This is a genomic window from Rahnella sp. 1L-D-7-B-C2 (assembly GCF_057290995.1).
Map to the genome: position 1 here is coordinate 148345 of NZ_JBXAVQ010000004.1, position 22396 is coordinate 170740.

General features: G+C 53.0%; 17 protein-coding genes. 7 read left to right on the forward strand and 10 right to left on the reverse strand.

Annotated features, from left to right (window positions below):
• Positions 1-94: 94 nt before the first annotated feature.
• The 3 genes from AC0Z7K_RS09160 to AC0Z7K_RS09170 all read left to right on the forward strand — a co-directional run bounded on the left by AC0Z7K_RS09160 (position 95) and on the right by AC0Z7K_RS09170 (position 1903).
• Entirely contained in the window at positions 95-994 is a 900-nt protein-coding gene (locus AC0Z7K_RS09160) for a DUF3289 family protein (protein ID WP_485614048.1), read from the forward strand.
• Positions 991-1434: a DUF943 family protein gene (locus AC0Z7K_RS09165; protein WP_485614049.1), complete on the forward strand. Its 444-nt coding sequence runs from the start codon at positions 991-993 to the stop codon at positions 1432-1434. The genes AC0Z7K_RS09160 and AC0Z7K_RS09165 overlap by 4 nt, the downstream gene beginning before the upstream one ends.
• Positions 1435-1504: 70 nt before the next feature.
• Positions 1505-1903, forward strand: a complete 399-nt coding sequence (locus AC0Z7K_RS09170; protein WP_485614051.1) for a DUF943 family protein — start codon at positions 1505-1507, stop codon at positions 1901-1903.
• Between the two features lie 111 nt (positions 1904-2014).
• On the opposite strand, the gene AC0Z7K_RS09175 is transcribed toward AC0Z7K_RS09170, so the two are convergent.
• From AC0Z7K_RS09175 to AC0Z7K_RS09210, 8 genes are all read right to left on the reverse strand, one after another.
• Entirely contained in the window at positions 2015-3028 is a 1014-nt protein-coding gene (locus AC0Z7K_RS09175; RefSeq protein WP_485614053.1) for a family 8 glycosyl hydrolase, read from the reverse strand.
• Positions 3029-3037: 9 nt separating this feature from the next.
• The gene (bcsD, locus tag AC0Z7K_RS09180) at positions 3038-3517 is read right to left on the reverse strand and encodes a cellulose biosynthesis protein BcsD (protein WP_485614054.1); all 480 of its coding nucleotides are present in this window, start codon (positions 3515-3517) and stop codon (positions 3038-3040) included.
• An 18-nt stretch (positions 3518-3535) separates the two neighbouring features.
• Complete coding sequence (locus AC0Z7K_RS09185; RefSeq protein WP_485614056.1) at positions 3536-7498, reverse strand: cellulose synthase subunit BcsC-related outer membrane protein; 3963 nt, start codon at positions 7496-7498, stop codon at positions 3536-3538.
• Positions 7499-7577: 79 nt separating this feature from the next.
• Positions 7578-10097: a cellulose biosynthesis cyclic di-GMP-binding regulatory protein BcsB gene (gene bcsB / locus AC0Z7K_RS09190; protein ID WP_485614057.1), complete on the reverse strand. Its 2520-nt coding sequence runs from the start codon at positions 10095-10097 to the stop codon at positions 7578-7580.
• Positions 10094-12193: a UDP-forming cellulose synthase catalytic subunit gene (gene bcsA / locus AC0Z7K_RS09195; protein ID WP_413530017.1), complete on the reverse strand. Its 2100-nt coding sequence runs from the start codon at positions 12191-12193 to the stop codon at positions 10094-10096. The genes bcsB and bcsA overlap by 4 nt, the downstream gene beginning before the upstream one ends.
• Positions 12194-12222: 29 nt before the next feature.
• Positions 12223-13026 carry a cellulose biosynthesis protein BcsQ gene (bcsQ, locus tag AC0Z7K_RS09200; RefSeq protein WP_413530018.1) on the reverse strand — a complete coding sequence of 268 codons (804 nt, stop codon included), beginning with the start codon at positions 13024-13026 and terminating at the stop codon, positions 12223-12225.
• Entirely contained in the window at positions 13017-13781 is a 765-nt protein-coding gene (locus AC0Z7K_RS09205; RefSeq protein ID WP_485614060.1) for a hypothetical protein, read from the reverse strand. The genes bcsQ and AC0Z7K_RS09205 overlap by 10 nt, the downstream gene beginning before the upstream one ends.
• A gap of 350 nt (positions 13782-14131) precedes the next feature.
• Positions 14132-14425 carry a hypothetical protein gene (locus AC0Z7K_RS09210; protein ID WP_485614261.1) on the reverse strand — a complete coding sequence of 98 codons (294 nt, stop codon included), beginning with the start codon at positions 14423-14425 and terminating at the stop codon, positions 14132-14134.
• Here AC0Z7K_RS09210 and hmsP point away from each other — a divergent pair.
• The 3 genes from hmsP (at position 14340) to AC0Z7K_RS09225 (ending at position 19658) form a co-directional block, all read left to right on the forward strand.
• Entirely contained in the window at positions 14340-16322 is a 1983-nt protein-coding gene (gene hmsP / locus AC0Z7K_RS09215) for a biofilm formation regulator HmsP (protein ID WP_413530143.1), read from the forward strand. The genes AC0Z7K_RS09210 and hmsP overlap by 86 nt on opposite strands.
• A gap of 224 nt (positions 16323-16546) precedes the next feature.
• A complete protein-coding gene (locus AC0Z7K_RS09220; RefSeq protein WP_485614061.1) occupies positions 16547-17839 on the forward strand; it encodes a dicarboxylate/amino acid:cation symporter in 1293 nt (430 codons plus the stop codon).
• 328 nt (positions 17840-18167) lie between these two features.
• Entirely contained in the window at positions 18168-19658 is a 1491-nt protein-coding gene (locus AC0Z7K_RS09225; protein WP_413530021.1) for a M16 family metallopeptidase, read from the forward strand.
• Between the two features lie 143 nt (positions 19659-19801).
• On the opposite strand, the gene kdgK is transcribed toward AC0Z7K_RS09225, so the two are convergent.
• A complete protein-coding gene (gene kdgK / locus AC0Z7K_RS09230; RefSeq protein WP_413530022.1) occupies positions 19802-20740 on the reverse strand; it encodes a 2-dehydro-3-deoxygluconokinase in 939 nt (312 codons plus the stop codon).
• A 204-nt stretch (positions 20741-20944) separates the two neighbouring features.
• Positions 20945-21148 carry a 2-hydroxymuconate tautomerase family protein gene (locus tag AC0Z7K_RS09235; RefSeq protein WP_112167451.1) on the reverse strand — a complete coding sequence of 68 codons (204 nt, stop codon included), beginning with the start codon at positions 21146-21148 and terminating at the stop codon, positions 20945-20947.
• Positions 21149-21432: 284 nt separating this feature from the next.
• Between AC0Z7K_RS09235 and pdeH the strand changes: the two genes are divergently transcribed.
• Positions 21433-22209: a cyclic-guanylate-specific phosphodiesterase gene (gene pdeH, locus AC0Z7K_RS09240; RefSeq protein ID WP_112167452.1), complete on the forward strand. Its 777-nt coding sequence runs from the start codon at positions 21433-21435 to the stop codon at positions 22207-22209.
• Positions 22210-22396 lie beyond the last annotated feature (187 nt).

Sequence of the window (22396 nt, forward strand, 5' to 3'; positions counted from 1 at the left end):
TTAACTGCGTGAATTAATTTCTAATTCACATCAGTAAATTTTATCTATTTGCTTTATGAATGGAGTAGTTTGAATATATTTAAAAGGAACTAATATGTCACCGATTAGATTACCCGCACTTATTTACGCCACCCCGGCAGGGACAAAATCCCTGGATGATATGCGTTGCGGGGATTTAAGTGAGCAGCAGCTAAAGACGATCTATCATCTTACTGATGTTTCGACGAAAGTTGACCCCTACCAACTTGAAAAAATAGAACAGACCCATCGTTCTACCATGATGAAGTTTGGGGCTTTTATTCAGCCCCCGTCATTACTTATCGACACCCTTCCCAGAGGTCCCTCAAAGCTAGACTATTTTCATGAAGAGAAAAAAAGTAAAATATCAAAGGAAGAATGCGCCAACTTACTCTTTGATGAATTCAGAAGTCTGTCGCGTCCTTTTGCCTTATATGGGGCCTATAGCGGACTTATCGTGAAAATGATAAATCATATGCAAAATAACAGTGGATTACCTTTTAAAGATTCTCTTTTAAATATGGCGTTGAATGACCAGATAAGACATGATTTTTCGGGGAGTAGCACTTTAATAATAATCAAAAAAATTCTGTCTAATAATATTGAGTGGAAAGCAAAGATATTTTCAGAAACTAGCAGGAGACTATTAACATCAGCAATCGGTCGGGGAATTGTTCCAAAATTTGACCGATTTAAAGATAAATTTAATGGAATGGGGATTACAGTTCATGATACCTACACCACTCAGATAACGTTAAAATCACTTTTAATCAATAACAGCGGATTCAACGCGTGTATTAATTATAAGTCTCAGGATCATTTCGGTCTGGATAAAGATGACATCTCAAAGGGGAAATTTAACGCTCTCAGATTTTTCAGAATTTGGTTTGTTTTGCAACGATATGAAAAGTTAGGGTTCAGGCCTTTTATTACTGAAATGGAAACGGACATTTATCTGTCAGGTGGAAGACCATGAGAAAGATAATAGTGATAGTCACTGTTCTATGCATTTCCGTATCAGCATATTTACTGTTCTTTAGAGAAACAGAAATAATTTTCGTACACCATGTCAAAGGGGATACAGACATAGTCGTCAGAAACCTCCCTCTTACTCAGGTAGGTAAAATAATTTGGTGGGAAAATAATAAGGATAGCCCTCTAATAAGGAATGAGATATCTGATGTTGATGAATATGGAAACTATTTTGTTGGAATAGAAGATGTTGGAGTGGGTTTTATTAAAGTGTCAGAGGCAAGTTTTACATCATGGTATTCATTTTCAAGGAATGATCTTATTTGTTTCGAGGAGATAAAATTAGAAAACAGGTGCATAGAAAAAAATAATTTAATGATGATCCATAATGGAAGAGATAATAAAACAGTCTACTATATTGACGGGGATTCAATAACAAAATGATAAGAAAGTCTGTGCGCTTTTGCATTAAAAGGACTCGTGGGTTGCTGAGGAGCAAAAAAAACATCACAGTGTGTATTCTATTGGCCGCATTTTTTTATTTCGACTCGCGATTAGAAATCCAGAAATTATTTATGTAAGTCAACATGTGGCAATGATGGATATCGTGATTAAACAGCCTCCTGTAACCCAGAAAGGTAAAATCACATGGTGGGAAGCTAACGAAGCCGTTATTAAAAAGAAATATGGTTCACCGATGTCTGATGAAAATGGCGTTTATTACGTCAACCTTTTAGATGGCGGAAACGGGTTTAAAAAACCATCCGAAGATAATTCAAATTGGTTTTCTTTTTCTCAAAAAAAACTCCAGTGTTTTGATGAGATAAAATCAGAAAAAAGGTGTTTTGAGAACAGTAATCAAATGACGATTGTTCATGATAGAAGTAATAACATATTTTTATTTAATAGATAATGAGGAAATGTTAAAGCAGCCACAAAATGAATAATTACAATTCATTTTGTGGCGATGATCTTAATAAACCCAGCAAGCATCTTAAATAGTGAGGATTATTCCAAACCGCGCTTACCCTTTGTGGCTCGCCCACCAGCTCAAAAGTTGCAGCGTTGACGAGTAATAATCGTCTTTCGGTGCGAGGTTTGGACTGATGGCACCGGTGTTGGCCATGGTGAAATCACGAATGGCCATTAAGCCCGGCGACATGTTATAGCCCGCTTTGGTGCCGGTCATCACGTCAATCCAGGCCGGTGTCGCGGTGCGTGGCGACTTCTGCCACCAGAGAATAAACGGTGCCAGCTGCGGGCTGCCCGGATGCGCCCAGCCGAGGTACAGCGGGATACGCACGGCGTCGTAGCTGAAACGCGTTGGCCAGCGGCTGGCGGGTTTCATGCTGCCGTCGGCCTGCATGTCCACCCAGTCAGTCGGCAGGCGGAATTCACCGAACGCCATTTTGCTGAGCATCGCGGTGCCGCTTTCATCGAGATCCTTCCACACTTTCAGGTGGCTGTGGGCGTAAAACGCTTTCCACGCCGGGAAGAGGAAGTAGGAGGCGTTAACGGTCACGTTGCTGGTCTGATTAAATCCGGTCACGCCCGGCAGCATCACTTTGTAACCGGCGTAATCAATCACGTTGTATTTGATCAGCGCCGTCTGTAATTTCTCCGACGCTTTGGTGTAACGCGTGTCCTGCCATTTATCGCCCGCCAGCAGCAGCGCCCATGCCATCAGCTGGTCGCCGTCAGAGGCGTTATTTTTATCGGCAACGTGAACGCTGTTGTTTGGGTCGTAACGCCATGAATAGAGGCCGATGTCTTTACGATAAAGAGTGGTGTTTGCCCACTGCCACAACTTATCGAAAGTGGCCTGATCGTCATTGAAGACTGCCAGCAGCATGCTGAAACCCTGACCTTCGGTGTGACTGACGTTTTTATTGGCGGTATCAATGATCCGGCCATCAGGCATCAGAAAGCGGCTTTTGTAGGCTGACCAGCCCTGATCCTGCGCCATTACTGCGGTGGTGAAAAACGAGAAAACCAGACCGAACCACAGCACCAGGCCATAGCGTCGAAATGCCAACATAAAAATTCCTTACAAACCATTTTGATAGCGGAAGACGAATGCGCCTTCCGGTGTGCTTTCCTGCCAGCGCAGGGGAACGTAAGGCTGCCCGCCTTGCGCCTGCAACCATTGGGCATACAGCCCTTCAAACAGCGAAATCAGCGCGATGCGCCACAGTTCGTCGTCTTCACCCTGCGGTGAAACCGGCCAGGCGATGTGTACCAGCGCGAGCTGCTGCTGGGTGGCTTCAATTTTCACCACGCCCCAGTCAAAACGACTGAGAATATGGTTGATGTTGTCTTCCAGTTCACCGAGCGTGGCGCAGACCGGCAGCGCATGCTGACGCGCCAGATTATTGCCCATCAGCGTGAGAAAACGGCGACCATCTTCGTCTTCGGCGGAGGCCAGAATACCTGAAAATAGCACCTGCACCAGACTTTGCCAGCCCGGTGTGGTGTGCCGCTGGCGGTAATATTCCTGCGCGACCTGAGTATAGTTCTGTTCTTGCATGGTTTTATTCCACCGGGATTAATTTTGGCCCATCAGATAGCGGAAGTAGACCTGCGCTTTGCTTTCGTTGTAATCGCCGAAAGTATCGTAGCCCACCTGACCGCCAATCTGCATGTTCTTGTTCAGATGATAATTGCCGCCGACGCCCGCATTCCAGCCGATACCATTTTCGGTTTTACCGGAATAGTAAGCCTCGGTGCCGTAGCCCGCCGCCACCAGATCTTCCAGCTGTTTTTGCAAGTCCGGGTTATTCGGGAAGTAGGCGCTCTTATCCTGAGAATAGGACTGATAACCGACGGATGCCGAGAGTTTCATATCCCAGTCGTCATACTTCTGGGTATATTCCACCGGGAAGGAGACGCTGACGTAGTTCTGCGGACTGAAGTAACCGCCCTGACCGTAGCTGTAGTAGCTGAGGTTTTTGTCGAAGTTCATGTAGCCGACGTTGACCCCGGTTTTCAGTTCGCGATCGTCATAACGGTACGGACGGACGTACAGTCCGGCGTTGGCATTGACCGACTGGTTACTCTTCACGTTATTACCGAGATAGCTGTAGTAACCTGCACCGGCGTAGAAGCCTGCGTCACCATCATCGTAAGAAAGGTTAACGCTGCCGCCGTTTTTGGTGACCTGGCCCCACTCTTTGCCGCTGTAGTTATCTTTGGTGCCGACGTAGGACAAAATACTGTCGGTGATCGCGCGACGTTCTGCGGTCACGGTCAGCGTGGTGAAGTCGGTCAGTTTCGGTGCCCACTGCACGCCACCGACCAGCGAACTCAAATCCTGCCCGAGTGGCGTACTGCCCACATCGGCTTTGTAGCTGTCGCCGGTCAGCGCGGCATTGACTTCCACGCCAGTGGCTTTCTGATTACCGGCATCCGGGGCGGAATAGGTGGTCGGATCGGTACCCGTGATGGTGTTGTAGGCCACGCACTGCGCCGAGGCCGCGTTGGTCGAGCTACAGTTTGCGCTGGAATTGGTGGAAGCGGCCGCCTGCAGTTTGGCGAAAGTGCTGTAATCGGCAATGTTCAGACCTGCCGCCGACGCCGCTGCTGCGACATCTTTCTGTGCAGACTGCGCTTGAGCCAGCGCGCCCTGCCCAAAGCGGCTGTTGGCCGTACCAGACGGGCTGCCTGCGCTGAGGGAAACCGGCGTCACGCCGATGCTCAGGCGCGAGGTGTCAAACGGCACGAAGGCGAACGTCATCGGCGCTTTGGCTTCGGTCAGCTGACTGAGCCCGCTTTCGCCGTCACGGCCGCGAATCGACATTTCGCCCTGCGCCCAGGTGGCGGTTTTGCCCTGCAAATCGTCGAGCATGTCGTCGATCTGTTTTTCTGTCGCATTACGCTGCGTGACAGCCGTCGGCTCTGCGCTGGCTGCCGGAATATTCCCCGGCGTGGAAACCTGATCGGAGACCTGCCATGGCATGACGGCGCCGTAAGAGGATTGCGTTGTCGGGCGTGAAGCCGTGGTGCGCGTTGAACGGTTGATGAACGGGTTGTCGCTCAGCTGCAATCCGGCGACCTGCGCCGAACCGTCTGCGCCTTCCAGCCCGATCATCTTGCCCTTCGCCGAACGCAACAGCGCCATCGCCTGCTGATGATCGCCCTGTGCCTCGGCAACGCGTGCCGCCAGTAACAGGCGGTCCGGCGTGCGCGGACCGGCCAGACCGTTCATAAGCTGCTGCGCACGCTGCGTATCGCCTTCGCCCAGCGCAATATTGATCGCCCCGACGCGGGCATCCTGCGTTGGTGTGTCGTTGGTCATCAGGTAGTTATAAACCTGACCGGCCTGTTTATTGAGTTTGCCGGACTGATACAGGCGCGCCATCGCCAGCATCAGGTCGCGGTTTTGCGGATCGGCTTGCAGCGCGACGACCAGCTTGTCGTAAGCCGCCGCGTACTGACCCTGTTCGCGCAGCTGATCGGCCTGCGTGATAACGAAACCGTTACGCAGATTGGCCAGCGCCGTCGGCGATGTGCCCGACTGAATTTCCGGATTTTGCAGGAATGCCTGCGCCTCGTTGCCAAGCCCCGCCTGATTCAGCACGGTAACCTGATCCGCGTAATCTCCGGCGTTACCTTTCACGCCGTTGCGCATGTTCTGGCGCACCAGCTGTACCGCCAGCGGAAGCTGCCCGGTGGCAGCCAGATTCTTCGCCAGCGCACCAACGTCAGCAGGCGCGGTGGGCGGGTTCTGCGCCAGCGCGCGTAAGGTATTTGCGGCGGCCGCACTGTTACCCTGTTGCAGATAGTTTTCGGCATCGGCCATTTGCGCATTGAAGTTGGCGCGCTGCGCCAGTTCACGCATGCCCTGATTCTGGCTGCCGCGCGGAATGCGCGAGAGCAGGGCGCTGGCGGTTGACCAGTTTTTGGTTTCCGACGCGAACAAGGCCGCGGCGTAAAGATCGGCAGATGAGGCACCCTGACGCGCGGACGGCGCCATGATCGACTGCGCCTGCGCAGTTTGCCCTTGCGATTGCAGGATGCGCGCCATGTCCAGCTTCACCCAGACGTTGGACGGCTGACGTTCCTGGGCCTGCTGAAGTAAATTCAGCGCGCGCTGTGGATCGTTGTTCGCCACCGCCTGTGCGGCCTGACGGCGCAACGGCTCGATGACGTCGGCCACTTTTGGCGGATTCATCTTGGTTTGAATATCAGCCGGAAGCGTTTTTAGAACCTGACTGGCTTCGGCGGTTTTGTTCTGCTGACGCAGTACGTAGAACAATCCTGCACGGGCGTCGGCGTTATCGCCAAGTGCGCTGAATTGCTGCTCGGCACCGGGCAGATCGCCTTTGCGGCGCAGAATGTCGGCGCGCAGCAATCCGGCAGACTGACCTTTCTCCCCGCCGACCTGGGTCAGCGGCGTGACGGCGGCCAGCGCGGCATCGTAGCTGCCAGCACCGGCGGCTTCTTTGGCTTTCGCCAGCTGAGCGTAGAACGCAGAATCCTGCGCCTGATTGCTCAGCTGTGCGCTGTTCGGCCCGCCCTGTGCGGCGGCTTTGCTCAGATATTGCGAGGCGGCTTCGAAATTGCCACTGCGCTGGGCGATATAACCTAAACCAGCCAGTGCGTCGGCATCGTTTGGATCGCCCGCCAGCACGCTTTCAAACTTGGCTTTGGCGTCGGTGACGTTCCCGCTGTTCAGCGCGGTAAAGCCCTGACCTTTCGCCGCGCCGCCGATATTTTTCTGGAAATAGGCCATCACGCCGGTGTCATTCGGATGACGCGCCTGATAGCCCTGATACAAGTCGCGATCGCTTTCCTGCGGTGCCATCCATAACAACGCCTGACGCAGCGAGCGGTCTGCGTCGCTGTTGCTGCCTGCCATTGTGCTCAGCAGTTTGATGCCGTCACGGCGGGAGGATTCCTGATAGGTCAGCACTTTGCCCAGCGCCAGACGCGCCTGCGTATCGTCCGGGCGGGAAGCCACGCGCTGCTGCAAACCTGCAATCGCCTGCGGCTGGAGCGATTTGTCACCCGCCATGGTCAGGTAATATTCGGTTGCCAGACTGTCGAGCGGCTGATTGCCGTTAAAGATGGTGCGGTAGGCCGAAAGCGAACCGCTGACGTTACCCTGCGCAGCCATCTGACGGGCAGAGGCCAGCTGCGCCGGGGGAATCGACTGCATGGCTTTGGCGCTATTTAGTGAAGCTAAACGTGGATCGTCGGGCGAGGCGGCAGACAGCTTTTCGCGCCACTGGTTAGCCGCGGTTTTGTCGCCGCTTTGCATCGAGTACAGTGACATCAGATACAGCGCCTGGGCATTGTCCGGCTCAACCAGCAGCACTTTCTGCAAGGCGTCTTTTGCCAGATCGTCATGGGCACGTTCGTGCCAGTAAGCCGCCTGATCGAAAAGGGCTTTCATCGCCGGATTGGTCGTATCCGCGGCAAACGTTGAGGCACTAAAACTTACCACTCCGGCGATCCCTACCAGATAAATAGCTCTGATCACCGCCAGGGACAGTTTATGTTTTTTCATTTTCCAGCTCCGGTAATCGCCAGGTTATAGCCGGGAGTAAAGGCTACCTTCATTGTTGTTCTTTTTGTTTTGAGGCTTTTCATTTGTGGCCCAGACGTTTAGCCGCATGGCGACGCAGGACGACGAACAGGCTCAGGCCCACCACCAGCGATACCAGCGTGGCGATAAGCGACAGGATCACGATGTGCGTGCTGGCGTACCAGAGCACCATCATGTACCACGGCATTTGTCCGGTCGGGAATTGCTGCCCGACGGAGAAGCTGCGGATGCCGTTCTCATCAGTAATGATCGCCAGATCGCCGCGTACGTTGGCGTTGATTTGAGGCAATTTCAAATCGCTGTGAATTTTCAGCAACTGCTGATCGTCAGTACCGGTGGCCACGACGACCACGTGATCGTTGGACCAGCGCGAGCGATAGCTGACAAACCCGCGCCATGCACCGGTCGAGGACAGATAGCGGTCGGCATCTACCGGCTGGCGATACCAGTCGCCGGTCAGCCACGCCACGATGCGCTGTACTTCGGTCGGCGTTTTCACGCCCATCGAATTGGCGTTCAGGCCAAACGGCGAATCTGCCAGTAACTGCTGATTAAAGGCGGAATCGCCCAGCGTGGTGACTGCCAGAATATCGCGGTCAAACATCGGATTTCCCTGCTCGTCACCCTTCAGACCAAAGGCAATCTGCACGTGACTTACCGGCACGCCGGTGGCTTTGCCCGCGCGGGCGGTCAGGTTCAGCAAGGTGTGAATTTCATCAGCCGTCGGTTCCGGCGGCAGCAGCATCAGCGTGTCGGAGAAGTCGGCCAGCTTGGAGTACGGATAGGACGCACCGACGAAATACGACAGGTTCGGCAACTGGGCGAAATGGTAGCTTCCGCTCAGGTCGATGAAGGATTTCGGATCGATACGGCTTTTGATGTTATCGCTGGTCAGAATGCTGCAAGGCGCGTCTTTTTTCGGTTTGATGTCGAAATAGAACTGCAACTGGTTGTCGCCGTAAATCAGGTACGGCGCGAGCTGCATCGTGTAGCGTTCCTGACGGCTGTCACCGCCGAGGCGACGCCAGATGTTTTCCACCAGACCGACTTTGTTCACCGTCAGGCTGCGCAGGAAATTGCTGTTGATGGAGACATTCAGGCGCGAGTTATCTTCATCAATCCAGTTTTCGGTCGGGAAACGGTAATCAATGCGTACCGGAATATTGTGGCCATCCCACATGAACAGATCCGGCGCGGCGCGGAACGCCACCTGAATGCCATCGTGATAAATACCGTTGGAAATCAGCGAATCCGGATCTTTGCCCGCCAGTTCGCCCAGCGTGACCGGGCGCGAGGTGTCAATCCAGCGCGGTGCATCATACGGCTTGCTCGACGGAATGGTTTGCTGCGCGACATCCAGATGATCGGTGTTGTTCGGCATTCCGGCGCTTATCAGCCGGTAAGCCGCCTGACGCAGCTGGTTGTCATCGTTACCCAAAACCAGCAGCAGTTTGTAGACCGGATTGATCGGGTTATCAATAATTTGAATCGATGCGCCGTTGCTGGCAGGCAGCGTCAGAGAGCCTATTTTATCGCCGGGTTTACCGAACAGAATCCCGTTCTGATCGGGCAAATCATTCAGAATAACCGGGAAGTCTACGTCGCGATAATCGGACAACATGCCGAGATAAGAAGAGACCATCGCTGCGGCGCTGACATCTCCCGGTTTCATTGATGCCGGGAAAGCCATGGTGATTTTGGACTCCTGCATTTGCAGGCTGTCGAAGAACGGACGCGGGAAGTTACCCAGATTGCGGCCAATATTCAGTTGCTGACCTTCCAGACCAATGCTGGTAGTCGGCAAAATGGTGACCCAATATTTGTCCGACTGATCTTTCTCGCAGGTCATGGTGTTGCTGTCATGCACGCGAAAGCTCAGGTTGTTGCTCGAGACCACCATCGCCGACGGAATATCCAGCTCGTAGACATCGCCGCCGTTGCTGGTCTGGTTCAGCGGCAGGTTGCCCAGCGGCTGGCCGTTGAGCATCAGCTCCAGCGTGGTATCGCGGGCGATCAGCGCCGGAGAAATTTTCAGCGCCAGCGAGAGATGGGCGTTGGTGACCACTTCATCTGCCGGCAGGGTGAAGAGAATACCAGACTGCAACTGGCCGCCGCTGAGGGTCAGGCCGTTGGGCTGGCCCATTTCGGCGACGGTAATATTACTGGTGACCGGCTGAACCAGCGGGATCACCGGCGCAGGCACCGCAGCGGGATCGGCCACCGGCGTGGCTGGGGTTGCCGCATTGGCCGAATCGCTGTTGTTGACCGGCGTGGTATCCGCCTGAGGTATATATTCTGACGGCACCGGCTGTGATGCGACCGGCGCTGCGGTGTCAGCGGGTGCGGTTTCTTCCGGCATCGCTGGCGTTGGCGGCAGCCATGACGGTGCCGCAGGCAGACTGGTGGCCGGATCGACAGCCGGGGCAGGGGCTTCTTCCGCCTGCGTAAACGGCAGGCTGCTGAAGGTCAGCAGCAGGCCGGTGGTGATTTTCCTGAGCAGGGACGCACCCGGCACAGCAAATAAACGGCACTTTATCATCGATTTACGTGGTCGCTTCATACTGCTTCACTCTTGCTGGTGGTCTCAGCGGGGGTATTTTTGCCGCGGCGTTCTTTCCATGTGTTGTAGAACAACTCAAATACGCAGCGGATGATGCTGAGCAGCGAGCGGAACGGATTGTCCGGCGGGTATTCTTCACCGATCCAGGCATCCGCACGGCACAGGACGACGCGGACCAGTTCACGGCGTTTCGACAACGGCAGGTTTTCAAATTGCAGACGGATGCGCTCCTTGTTGCCACTGATTTGCGTCACCGGGAAACTTTCCGCGCCCGAGGACAGCTGAATCTCCACTTCTTCAATTTCTTCGTCCAGATAACGCACGTCCGGCGTCACCAGCTGCACGCCGCCCATCGACATATCAATGGTGGTGGTGCGCAGGGAAATGCCGTTGGCGTAATGAATGATGGCCGGGATCGCCACATCGATACGGATGGTTTTACGCACCTGGCGGGTTTCTTTCGCCACGGCAATGGCCGCCAGCAGGATCAGCACACTGAAGCTGCCCCACGCCACGTTCAGCGCGATCACGCTTGGGTCGATGGCAAAGTAGTTATGGAAGACCGCGCGCACTAAGCCGTAACCGATACCGATAATCATCAGAATGGCGACGATCAGGTGCGGCTTGACGATGTTGAAGTCAAAGAAGCCCACGTCCAGCAGGCCGCCTTTGTCGGTCACGTTAAACTTGCCGCGTTTTGGCGCAAGCAGGGTGACAATCGTCGGCAGGATCAGGTGGAAGGCCATCACGGTTTCGTAGATTTCACCCCAGAACGTATAGCGGAAGCGGCCATTCATGCGGGAGTTGATGTACAGCGACATCACCAGATGCGGCAGCGCATAAGCAAAAATCAGGCTGGCGGACGAGGAGATGATGTTCAGATTGAACAGCAGGAAGGCCAGCGGTGCGGTCAGGAACACCACGCGCGGCAGGCCGAACTGGAAGTGCAGCATGGCGTTGAGATAGCACAGGCGTTGCTGCCATTTCAGACCACGGCCAAATAACGGATTATCGACGCGGAAAATTTGCGTCATGCCGCGTGCCCAGCGGGTACGCTGAATGACGTGCAGACCGAGACGTTCTGTCGCCAGACCGGCCGCCAGCGGGATATCCAGAAACGCGGTATTCCAGCCACGGCGCTGCATTTTCAGCGCAGAGTGGGCATCTTCGGTCACGGTTTCCACTGCAAAACCGCCAACTTCTTCCAGCGCCACGCGGCGGATAACCGCACAGGAGCCGCAGAAGAACGTTGCGTTCCAGTTATCGTTACCTTGCTGAACCGGGCCGTAGAACAGTGCGCCTTCGTTGGGCATGGTGCGGCCAGCGGAGAGATTGCGTTCAAACGGATCCGGTGAATAGAAGTAGTGCGGCGTCTGAATGAGCGCCAGACGCGGATCTTTCAGGAAGCTGCCGACGGTCGCCTGTAAAAATGCGCGGGTGGCGACGTGGTCACAGTCGAAGACGCAAATTAGCTCGCCTTTGGTGAGTTTCATCGCGTGATTCAGATTACCGGCTTTCGCGTGGGCATTATTATCGCGGGTGATATATCCCACGCCCGCATCGGCGGAAAACACGGCAAATTCGTCGCGCTTGCCGTCATCGAGCACATATATTTTGATTTTATCTTTGGGATAATCGATACATTGCGCCGCCAGAACGGTATCACGCACCACGTCCAGACTTTCGTTATAAGACGGAATATACACATCGACGGTGGGCCACAGCGTGGTGTCATCCGGCAAGGGTTCGATGGTGCGTTTCAGCGGCCAGGTGGTTTGCAGATAACCGAGTAACAGAATAAGCCAGACGTAAAGTTCGGCGAGGAATAACCCGATGCCTAAAATGGCTTCAATGGTGGAATTGAAATGCAGCGTTTCCGTGGCGCGCCAGTAAATATAGCGCGTCGACATCATGATGGACATGATGACCATCACCACGCTAATACGGCGGCTTTTGCTGATGCCCAGTAAAAATAAGAGGCCAATGCTTATCAGCCCGAAGATGTACTGCTTCTGGCTGTCCATTGGCGTAATGACGATAACTGCTGCCACCGGCAGCAGCAGGAGCACAAGCAGGGAAAACAGGAATTTATTCATCGCTTTGGGATCGCTGTTATCAGTGACAGTTAATAACTGCCGGTTTTAGGCGCGGCGTGTAACTCTCCATCACCGACTTTAATCCCTAAAATGGCGGCGACTTTTTTGCTGATCAGTTCAATATCAAACGCGGACGCGGATACCGGACTGAAATCAATAATAGAGCGCTGCGAGGCATTAGCCTCTGGCACACATTCATCCCTGTGGATTGTGCCTAATAATCTTTCATTCAAACGTTGTTCGAAGAATTGGGTGACGTCGCGGCTTAATGTCCGGCGGGTGTCACTTTGATTCACGACGTAATATTCCCCTTTTTTATTATTCAGGGGAGTACCAATTAATTTGTTCTTTTCCATTAACGGCAATAAAGATAACGATGCCGTATCCGCCAGCATCACCACCACGTGCAAATCCGCAATGCTTTGCACGGCTTTTAATGCCGGACTTGGGCCGGGAGGAAAATCCGCAATAATAATTAAACCCGGATAATTTAGAACGGTATTTAATCCGCGCTGTAAAAAATGCGGATCGGTGGCTAACTGATGTTCAAATTCCAGCCGCTGATCTTCGCTCACTTCACCGTACGGCAGAACGAAGGTGTTGGAACCGGCTTTGAGAATGAACTGGCTCCAGTCGGACTCATTGCCTGAACCGGCAACAAAACCGCGGGTATCTGAAATCGGCACACCGAAATGAAGGCGCAGGGCATTCTGCACATCAAAGTCGATGACCAATACTTTGCTGCCGCTACGGGCAAGCGAGTAGGCCAGGTTGGAGGCCACCGTGGTTTTTCCTACTCCACCTTTCGGTGAACAAACGCAAACTAACGGCATGAGGCAATCATCTCTAACAAAGGTTGAAGCGGTGTGTCGCGATGCAAATAAGCGCTGACAGGCTGCGGAGCCCGCTGTTTAAACATTTGTTTAAAGCGCTGTTCGGTATCCGCTGGCGCCACGGGAGCCGGAGTTTGTACTGGGGCTGAACGGGACGCCGGTGCTGCCGGGTGAACAGGTGCGGTATAGACCGGCGCAGCAGGTTGTGCGGGAGCGGCCGGGGCGACAGGCGGCTGACGCACGGTTTCGGGCATGGCTTTTCGCAGTGAATCAAGCAAACCCGAACCGCTGTCTGGCACCACAGACTGGGCGTGCAACGACGGCGTCGAGTGAACTGGCTGTGGCTGCGGCGCTGGCGCGGGGGCCGGATGGGCAGGCGCGGGCGGCAGTGTCTCACGCAGAGCATCAAGCAAACCAAAGCCCGCCGCCGGAGGAGAAACTTCCGAAGACCGGGGTTCATCTTGCGTATGCGTGGCGTCGGTAAAGGGGGAAGAATGCTGAGCGTGCAGCGCTTCCTGTGCCGAAGACGGCGAGAACTCATCAGCAGAAATGGACTGCGGCGTGGGCTGCGTGGAGCGCCCGCTGTCTAAAGGACCGCCGGGTGTCTGGCTGGCAGAAACCTGTTTTATTAATGTCCATTGATTCATCGAACCGGTAATTGATTCGCCGGTGGATTTATCATTAAGCTCTTTATAATCAAGCTCTTTAAGGTTGGTCTTATCCATAAAACGCTTAATGTCGTCATATTTATTCATATATCCCGCCCGGTAGGATTATATTTGTGTGGGGATTATCTGGACGTCAAAACGGCCACACGAGAACCGCTAACAAAAGTGTAAAAGGTTTAATTTTTTAGCGTTTTTTTTCGGGATAAGAATAATCTTAATATATCAGTTCTTTTACAGCATAGAGCACTTTTTACAAAAATTAGGAATTGCACCATAGAAAACATTACGCCTATAACCCGCTGTCAGAAAAGGTTTTTTATTTAATTGAGCTGAAATTTTCCGTTATGTGAGATGAAACCATTGTTTTGAGTGTGATGTGCAGCACATTGATTCAATCAGAAGCGTTTAACTCAGAATTTTAATGACATCACTAATCATCAGGTTAATGCGGAGTGTAGGTTTTCTGTCAGTAAAAACACATAAAGTATTTTAGTGATGAATGTTACCCGGCAAACACGTTGTTTTTTATAACCAAAAGCCCCTGTTTCACCTCGAAATAACGCGATATAAGGTATACTGCGCACAATTACTGTTCCTGATAAGGTACATGGAGCAAAACAGGTTGGCAGTTGATGGAGAACTATGTTGCGCGTCAGGCGTTCGTTAACAATCAAACAGATGGCAGCCGTATCGAGCGTGGCTGCGATAACTATTTGTTTTTTTATCGTCATCCAGTTGTTTCACTTTGTGCAACAACGGAGGGATGATTACGCCCAGCAGCTTGAAAACATTGCACATTCCGTCAGGGAGCCGCTGTCGCAGGCGGTGCTGGATGTGGATCTGGAAGAAACCCAGGACATCCTGAACACGCTGCAACCGGTCGGTATTCTCAGCCGTGCGAATGTCGTGATGCCTAACCAAATCGCCGCGTTGCACACGAATTTTCCTGCGGGCCGCCCGGTTCCGCCCTGGATCTCCCGCGGGTTTAATCTGCCGGTAACCATTTCTGTTCCTCTTTATTCTGCGGCCGCCAGCCCTAAAGATCCGAAACCGCTGGCCTATCTGGTACTGCAGGCTGACTCCTACCGGATGTATCAGTTTATCGTCAGCGCGCTCTCGACCATGCTCACCACTTATCTGTTGCTGGCGCTGATCCTTACCATTTCACTGAGCTGGGTCATCAACCGTCTCATCGTCAAACCGCTGCGCACTATCGCCCGCGAGCTGGAGTCCCTGCCGGAAAGCGACGTGCCCTTTCATCAGCTGACGATGCCTTTGCTGCATGAAGATGATGAAATTGGAATGCTGGTGCGCAGCTACAATCGCAATCAGCAACAGCTACAGAAAATACAGCAACACATCAGTGATACGCCGCCGCTCGCGCAAAATTGTGTCAGTAATGAAGAACAGTTCATGGCACGGCTGCAACACAGGTTGCAGTCCACCGAGCCTGAAAAAGGCTTTCATCTGTTGCTTATCGGTATTGAAAGCCTGCGCGATGACGGGCATGTGGATTGCCCGCTGGTGTCTTCTATCATTGAAGCGCTCCCTGAACACTGCTTACTGGCGCGCCTGAGTTATAACGAATTTGCTTTGCTGGCGGGGGACATCACCCGGCCGTTTATGGCGATGCGTCTCGCCCGACAAATTATGGAGCGCATCAATGCCCCGCAGGAAAGCGATGCAGGTAATATGTCTCTGCATCCGACCGGCAGTATCGGGATAGTGCAGCATACCGGCGAATTCCCGGCGACCGCGCAGCAGCTGATGGTCAATGCCCGCGCCGCGCGCGTTTCAGCTTATCAGCAGGGTAAAAATCAAATCCTGTTCTTCGAGCCGGAATTAACGGAAAAGATTCAAAAGCGCTTGTTGCAGGAAAACGACATTCTGCACGCGATGGAACAAAATGATTTCACACTGTTTATCCAGCCGCAGGTGAATATGCGCACCGGCGCGGTGGTCGGTGCTGAAGCACTGTTGCGTCGGAAAATGCCCGACGGCAGCTACGGGCTGGAAAGTGATTTCATCGTGCTGGCGGAAGAAATCGGCGTCATGAGTATGCTGGGCTACAAGATTCTTGAACTGGGCTGCGGGATCCTCGCGGACTGGCAGAGCCGCGGCATCAATTTACCACTCTCGGTGAATCTGTCCGGCGTTCAGGTACAGCAGCGCAATTTCCTGCCGGAACTTCGCAGTCTGCTGAGCCGTTATAAAATCAATCCGGGGCAGCTGGTGCTGGAAATCACCGAAACTGCGCGCATTGACGATTTAGATCGCGCGCTGCTGCTGCTGGGTGAATTGCGCGCCGTGGGCGTGTCGATTGAACTGGATGATTTTGGCCTGGGATATTCTGGTCTGGAATACCTGAACCGCCTGCGCTCGCTGCCGATCGATGTCATCAAAATCGATCGCAGCTTTGTCGGCGTTCTGCCGCAGGACGACGTCATGGTCAACATTGTGGCCTCCATCGCCCGTGCGATGAACATCCAGTTAGTGGCCGAAGGTGTCGAAACCGAAGCGCAACGCCAGTGGCTGCTTGAAGAGAATATTCTCTTAGGCCAGGGCTATTTATTCTCTGCGCCGCTGTCAAAAGACGCCTTCGAACAAAAGTTTTGCCCCGCTGAATAACCTGCCCCAGGGCAGGAATTCCCCTCCAGCCCGTCACTTTTCGTACTTTTTTTACTTACTCTTCGTCTGCTGAATGCTTTCAGTTCTGTTTTTTCATGACCCGTTTTTTCGGGAGGAAACAAAATATTTCCATGATGTTGTGATGGTGTTACTTTTCGGCAGTCGCCCATTATCCGTACCCCTACAAAACAGAGGGCGATACTCACACATCAGGATGGCTAGTCATGAAAATATCACTCTTCAAAAGCCTGTATTTCCAGGTGCTTCTGGCAATAACCCTGGGTGTCCTGCTGGGACATTTCTACCCTGAACTCGGCGCGCAAATGAAACCGTTAGGTGACGGTTTTGTTAAATTAATCAAAATGATTATCGCGCCAGTTATCTTCTGTACGGTCGTCACCGGTATCGCCGGCATGGAAAGCATGAAAGCGGTCGGACGTACGGGCGCCATCGCGCTGCTGTATTTCGAGATTGTCAGCACGCTGGCACTGATTATCGGGCTGGTGATCGTCAATATCGTCCAGCCAGGTGCCGGGATGAACGTTGATCCGGCGGCGCTGGATGCTAAAGCGGTGGCAATCTACGCCGAACAGGCACAAAGCCAGGGCATCATTCCGTTCCTGCTGGATGTCATTCCTTCCAGCGTAATCGGTGCCTTCGCCAGCGGAAATATTCTGCAGGTCTTACTGTTCGCCGTGCTGTTTGGCTTTGCGCTGCACCGCCTTGGCCACAAAGGCCAGCTGATTTTCAACGTGATCGACAGCTTCTCGCAGGTCATTTTTGGCATCATTAATATGATCATGCGTCTGGCACCGTTGGGAGCCTTTGGTGCAATGGCCTTCACCATCGGTAAATACGGCGTGGGTTCTCTGGTGCAGCTCGGCCAGCTGATCCTGTGCTTCTACCTTACCTGCGTGCTGTTCGTGGTGGTCGTACTCGGGCTTATCGCGCGCTTCACCGGTTTCAGCATCTTCAAGTTTGTTAACTACATTAAAGAAGAACTGCTGATCGTACTGGGGACATCCTCTTCTGAGTCGGCGCTGCCACGTATGCTGGATAAAATGGAGCGTCTGGGCTGTAAAAAGTCGGTGGTCGGGCTGGTGATCCCAACGGGGTATTCCTTCAACCTCGACGGTACTTCAATTTACCTGACAATGGCGGCGGTCTTTATTGCGCAGGCCACCAATACCCACATGGATATCTGGCATCAGATCACCCTGATTGTGGTATTGCTGCTCTCCTCAAAAGGTGCGGCGGGCGTGACCGGCAGCGGGTTTATCGTACTGGCGGCGACATTGTCAGCAGTCGGGCATTTACCGGTAGCGGGTCTGGCACTGATTTTGGGCATCGACCGCTTCATGTCAGAAGCACGTGCGCTGACCAATCTTGTGGGTAACGGCGTGGCAACTATCGTGGTCGCGAAGTGGTGCGGTCAGCTTGATGAAGGCCAGCTTAAAGCGACCTTGAACGGCCAGAAAGGCCTGACGGAAGCAGAGAAGTCCGCTGCAGGCGCTTAAACCTTTCCAAACAGCGGGTGATATCTGTGCATAAAACCCGCTTAAGGTTCCAAAAAACGCATTTAATTAGCCTCAATCCCTCCTAATATCCACCGTTTACTTGATGTAACCGGTGGATTATCTTCATAATATGCCTCTCAAACACCGCTTGCGGCGGTATTTCCCAGAATATTTTCGTCGGGTGCGCGACATTGCGCAGAACCCGAGGTCTAACGAAGAGCCGTAATTTTTCGGCCTTTATTTTACGCATTCAGTTCCTGTGGGCGCGTCGTAAGACACCGGCAGGACAGCACTCTGAAAATTGGATTGTCATTACGTAGGGGTTCACATGCAGGGCACCAAAATCCGTTTACTCATTGGTGGATTGCTGCTGGCAGCAGCAAGTCATGTGCAGGCAGAAACATTACAACCCGACCCGGCCTGGCAGCAGGGAAAGTTAGATAACGGGTTCACCTGGCAGCTTCTGACCACACCACAACGTCCGAGCGATCGCATTGAATTACGCCTGGTGGTACGCACCGGCTCGCTGGCAGAGTCTGCCCAACAGTCTGGCTACACCCATTTCCTCCCTCGTCTGGCGTTAATGCACAGCGAAGGATTCAGCACCGCTCAGCTCCAGTCTCTCTGGCAGCAGGGTATCAATCCGCAACGGCCATTGCCGCCCGCGGTCAATTCGTATGATTTCACCATGTATAATCTGAGCCTGCCGAACAACCGACCGGATCTGCTGAAAGACGCCCTGAACTGGCTGGCGAACACGGCGGGGAAAATCTCGGTGACGCCTGCTTTGGTGAGCGCTGCCCGTCAGGAATCGCAGGATCCGGTGGGGTCGTTGCCACAAAATCCCCAGGACGCTTTCTGGCGTGCGCGTATTACCGGCTCAACGCTGGTGGGGCATAATCCTGACCAGCTGCCGACGAAACCCGTCAACATCGACGCCCTTATTAAGTTTTATCATCAGTGGTATACGCCAGACGCGATGACGTTATTCGTGGTGGGCAATGTGGATGGCCGTGCGTTAAGCGAACAAATCAACCGCACCTTCTCACCGCTGAAGGGAAACCGTCAGACACCGCAAACGATGCCGACGCTTTCAGAACTCACGACAAAATCCATGACGCTGATGGACGACAACCTGACGCAGGATCGTTTGTCATTAATGTGGGACAGCGCGTGGCAGCCGATTCAGGATTCACAGGCGCTGGCCACATACTGGCGTGGTGATTTAGCCCGTGAAGCCTTGTTCTGGCATTTACAGGAAGCGCTGAAAACTACGTTTGAAAACAAGAAAGACGCCACAACGCCTGCCGCAGGCTTAGGTTTCGACTGTAACGTGCAGTTCCAGCGCGCCCAGTGTGCTATCCGTATCGAAGCGCCACAGGCCAGACTGGCTGAGCTGTTAAAACGTCTTTCTGAAGAACTGCTGGTGGTACGTGACAAAGGCATTTCACAGGCTGAATTCGATGCGCTGATTGCCCAGAAAAACGACCAGTTAAGCAAGTTGTTCGCGACCTATGCCCGTACAGACACCGACGTGCTGATGAGTCAGCGTCTGCGTTCACAGCAAAATGGCGTCGTGGACATCGCGCCGGAGCAGTATCAGCAATTGCGTCAGCAGTTCCTTTCAACGCTGACCTTGCCGGTATTGAATCAGGAGCTGAAACAGCAACTGTCGCGTGAGCCGGCGTTGCTGGTGGCTCAGCCGAAAGGCGAACCCGAGGTCAATGCCGGGGAGTTGAGAGCGATATACGATAAGATTATGGCGCCAGCTGAAGCCAGCCCGGCTGTCGAAGCCGCACCGACGGCAGCGGTGCAATAAGGGGTTTTCTTTTAAATCCCTTTTTAATCTGATCGAAAGTATTTCGGTTTTTCAGCAGCCATTATCACATGACTTTCTGCTACGAAACCTGGCAGAGGGGAAAAACCTTTCCCCTCTGCAGGAGCAGGAGCAAAGCTGCCGCCTTATGCCCGTTTCGGCATAAACTCCACCGGAATGATCGCCCCGCGATGCTGGATCACCGTGCTCGCCGTTTCGTGCCCGCGCACTGCTGCTTCCACCGCGCTTCCGCCGGTCAGCCTCACCGCCAGATATCCCGCGCTGAAAGAATCTCCGGCGGCGGTGGTATCGACGACTTTCTCTTTCGGCAGTTTCACCGCAGGCACATCATGCAGCTCGCCTTCGGCGCTGGAGACGATGCAGCTGTCAGCGCCGCGCTTCACTACCACTTCACTCACCCCAAGCGCGTGCGTACGGGCGATCACTTCCTCGCAGGGCTTCTGGCCCCACAGCATGTCTTCGTCGTCGAGTGTCAGGAAGGCGATATCGGTGCAGGAAAGCATGGCGTTGTAGGCGGATTGCGTCTGCTCTTTGCTCGCCCACAGACGCGGGCGGTAGTTGTTATCGAAAATCACTTTGCCACCGCGTGAACGGCAGGCTTTCAGCAGGGTCATCAGGCGGTCGCGGCTTTCTTCGGTCAGGATAGCCAGGCTAATGCCGCTCAGGTATAGATAATCGAATTGCGCCAGCTTCTGACAGATTTCTTCAGAATGCGGGCTGTCCAGCCAGTAACGCGCGGCGGCGTCGTTGCGCCAGTAGTAGAAGGTGCGCTCGCCGGTGTCATCCGTTTCAATCACGTACAGGCCAGGCAGTTTGTTATCCAGACGCTGGGTCAGATCGGTTTTAACCCCTTCCTTTTGCCACGCCTGCACCATTTCATTGCTGAAACTGTCGGTGCCGAGGGCGGTGACGTAATGCACATTCAGCGCGTCGGGCGACACCTGGCGGGCAATATAAACTGACGTGTTCAGCGTATCGCCACCAAAACCCCGGTTTAAAGCGTCGCCTTTTTGTGACAATTCGATCATGCATTCGCCGATAACGGCAATGTTTTTGCGAGTCATTGTACCTGGCCTATGTCTGAAGCATTAAAACGAAAGAGAAGAAAAGTCCGTCATTATTACGCTCTAGTCTCTTCATAAGAATGCGGTCAGTCAATAAAATTAAAACGAGGTTTTATTTTTTACGAGGAAGATCGAAAAAAGGCGTGTAAGGAATGAAAAAAGGGAAGCCGGGCGGCTTCCACATCGGACAAACAGAAAAGCGCGTTATTTGCTTTCTTTACGCAGTTCCGTCACCGGACGCCCGCCCAGTCCCCAGTTATCCGTGTCGATTTCATCGATGATTACCGTGGTGGTCGCTGGATTTTTGCCCAGTGTATCGACCAGTAATTGTGTCACGCCTGCGATCAGCGCTTTCTTCTGTTCGGCGGTCGCGCCATCGCGGGTGATTTTGATATTGACGTAAGGCATTTTTCTCTCCGAATCGGGACGTGCAGTTAATGAAGTGTTGCAAAGCTTCCAATGTAGAGCCTGCACAAAAGAACTTCCAGCACCGGTTTACGGTTTTTCGTGCGGAAACGTCGCAGGGAGATGAGGAGTGATTAAAGTTTCTGCGCGCTGCGCCGATAGATATCTCTACAAAAGAAAGCCAGGAAATCGAACTACTTTGTCGGCACGTCATTCATTGTAGTCACGGAAGACATGTTGCCGCATGTCCTTGATTATCTGACTCTTATTCATGACGGCAGAAAAATATGATAACTAAGATGATGTTAGGGCTGATTACGCCTTCTTTTACTGCTCTAGAGCGCGTAAAAGCACAGTCTTACTGGCGTCAATGTCAGAGAGTGTACCGTTTTCAGCCCATTTACCGTACCACTGGAAAATTGCTGGGCATTGAATTACTGACCGGCGTTTTCCATCCCGGCGAACCGCAGAAATTTATTTCGCCTGAGCATTATTTTGTCGCGATAGCCGTGGGTAAACGCCTGCAAATCGTGCAGGAACAGCTCGACCTTTTGCAGCGCTGGCAGCGGTTGTTCATCGATAACGGCCTGCTGGCGTCGATTAACGTCGACGGTCAGGTGCTGGAGATGTTGCAGTCCGAATCGTCGCTGCGCGCGCAAATCAGCGCAATGCCTTACGTCCGGTTTGAACTGGTCGAAAGTGCCGAAAATGCGCTGAGTATTCCGCTTTCGCAAATTGAACAGTCCGACCGCCTGTGGCTGGATGATTTTGGTCAGGGCATTGCGAACTTCTCATCGTTCACGACCTGGCATTATGAGTACATCAAAATTGCCCGTGACCTGTTTATTCTGCTGTGTCAGAGCGAAGAGGGCTCGCGCCTGTTCTACACGCTGGTGACGCTCATGAACCGCTACAGCAAAGGCGTGATTATTGAAGGCGTGGAAACCGCTGCAGAGTGGGCGATGGTGTGTAAATCTGACGCGTTAGCCGCTCAGGGATATTATCTGGCGCGCCCGGCGACGTTTGACGGCCTCGATAACTTGCCAATACATTTCGAAGGATAATGAATCACACCAAACTTAGCTCAGGCACGTCTCAAAATGCCGGGTGAGTTGCACTGGTGTGATACATTCTCATCACCTTGATTTTACTTGATTTATACTCATTTAACCCCTCCCCATGACCCCGTTGTCTCTGCCTCGTTTCAGGCAAGACAGGTCGAATTCAACTATGTTTAAACTCTGGAATTCG

Excerpts from the sequence above, each read along its gene's own strand:
- AC0Z7K_RS09160 (WP_485614048.1), top strand. The coding sequence starts at position 95 with ATGTCACCGATTAGATTACCCGCACTTATTTACGCCACCCCGGCAGGG.
- AC0Z7K_RS09165 (WP_485614049.1), top strand. The coding sequence starts at position 991 with ATGAGAAAGATAATAGTGATAGTCACTGTTCTATGCATTTCCGTATCA.
- AC0Z7K_RS09175 (WP_485614053.1), bottom strand. The coding sequence starts at position 3,028 with ATGTTGGCATTTCGACGCTATGGCCTGGTGCTGTGGTTCGGTCTGGTT.
- bcsD (WP_485614054.1), bottom strand. The coding sequence starts at position 3,517 with ATGCAAGAACAGAACTATACTCAGGTCGCGCAGGAATATTACCGCCAG.
- AC0Z7K_RS09185 (WP_485614056.1), bottom strand. The coding sequence starts at position 7,498 with ATGAAAAAACATAAACTGTCCCTGGCGGTGATCAGAGCTATTTATCTG.
- bcsB (WP_485614057.1), bottom strand. The coding sequence starts at position 10,097 with ATGAAGCGACCACGTAAATCGATGATAAAGTGCCGTTTATTTGCTGTG.
- bcsA (WP_413530017.1), bottom strand. The coding sequence starts at position 12,193 with ATGAATAAATTCCTGTTTTCCCTGCTTGTGCTCCTGCTGCTGCCGGTG.
- bcsQ (WP_413530018.1), bottom strand. The coding sequence starts at position 13,026 with ATGCCGTTAGTTTGCGTTTGTTCACCGAAAGGTGGAGTAGGAAAAACC.
- AC0Z7K_RS09205 (WP_485614060.1), bottom strand. The coding sequence starts at position 13,781 with ATGAATAAATATGACGACATTAAGCGTTTTATGGATAAGACCAACCTT.
- AC0Z7K_RS09210 (WP_485614261.1), bottom strand. The coding sequence starts at position 14,425 with ATGACGATAAAAAAACAAATAGTTATCGCAGCCACGCTCGATACGGCT.
- AC0Z7K_RS09220 (WP_485614061.1), top strand. The coding sequence starts at position 16,547 with ATGAAAATATCACTCTTCAAAAGCCTGTATTTCCAGGTGCTTCTGGCA.
- AC0Z7K_RS09225 (WP_413530021.1), top strand. The coding sequence starts at position 18,168 with ATGCAGGGCACCAAAATCCGTTTACTCATTGGTGGATTGCTGCTGGCA.
- kdgK (WP_413530022.1), bottom strand. The coding sequence starts at position 20,740 with ATGACTCGCAAAAACATTGCCGTTATCGGCGAATGCATGATCGAATTG.
- AC0Z7K_RS09235 (WP_112167451.1), bottom strand. The coding sequence starts at position 21,148 with ATGCCTTACGTCAATATCAAAATCACCCGCGATGGCGCGACCGCCGAA.
- pdeH (WP_112167452.1), top strand. The coding sequence starts at position 21,433 with ATGATAACTAAGATGATGTTAGGGCTGATTACGCCTTCTTTTACTGCT.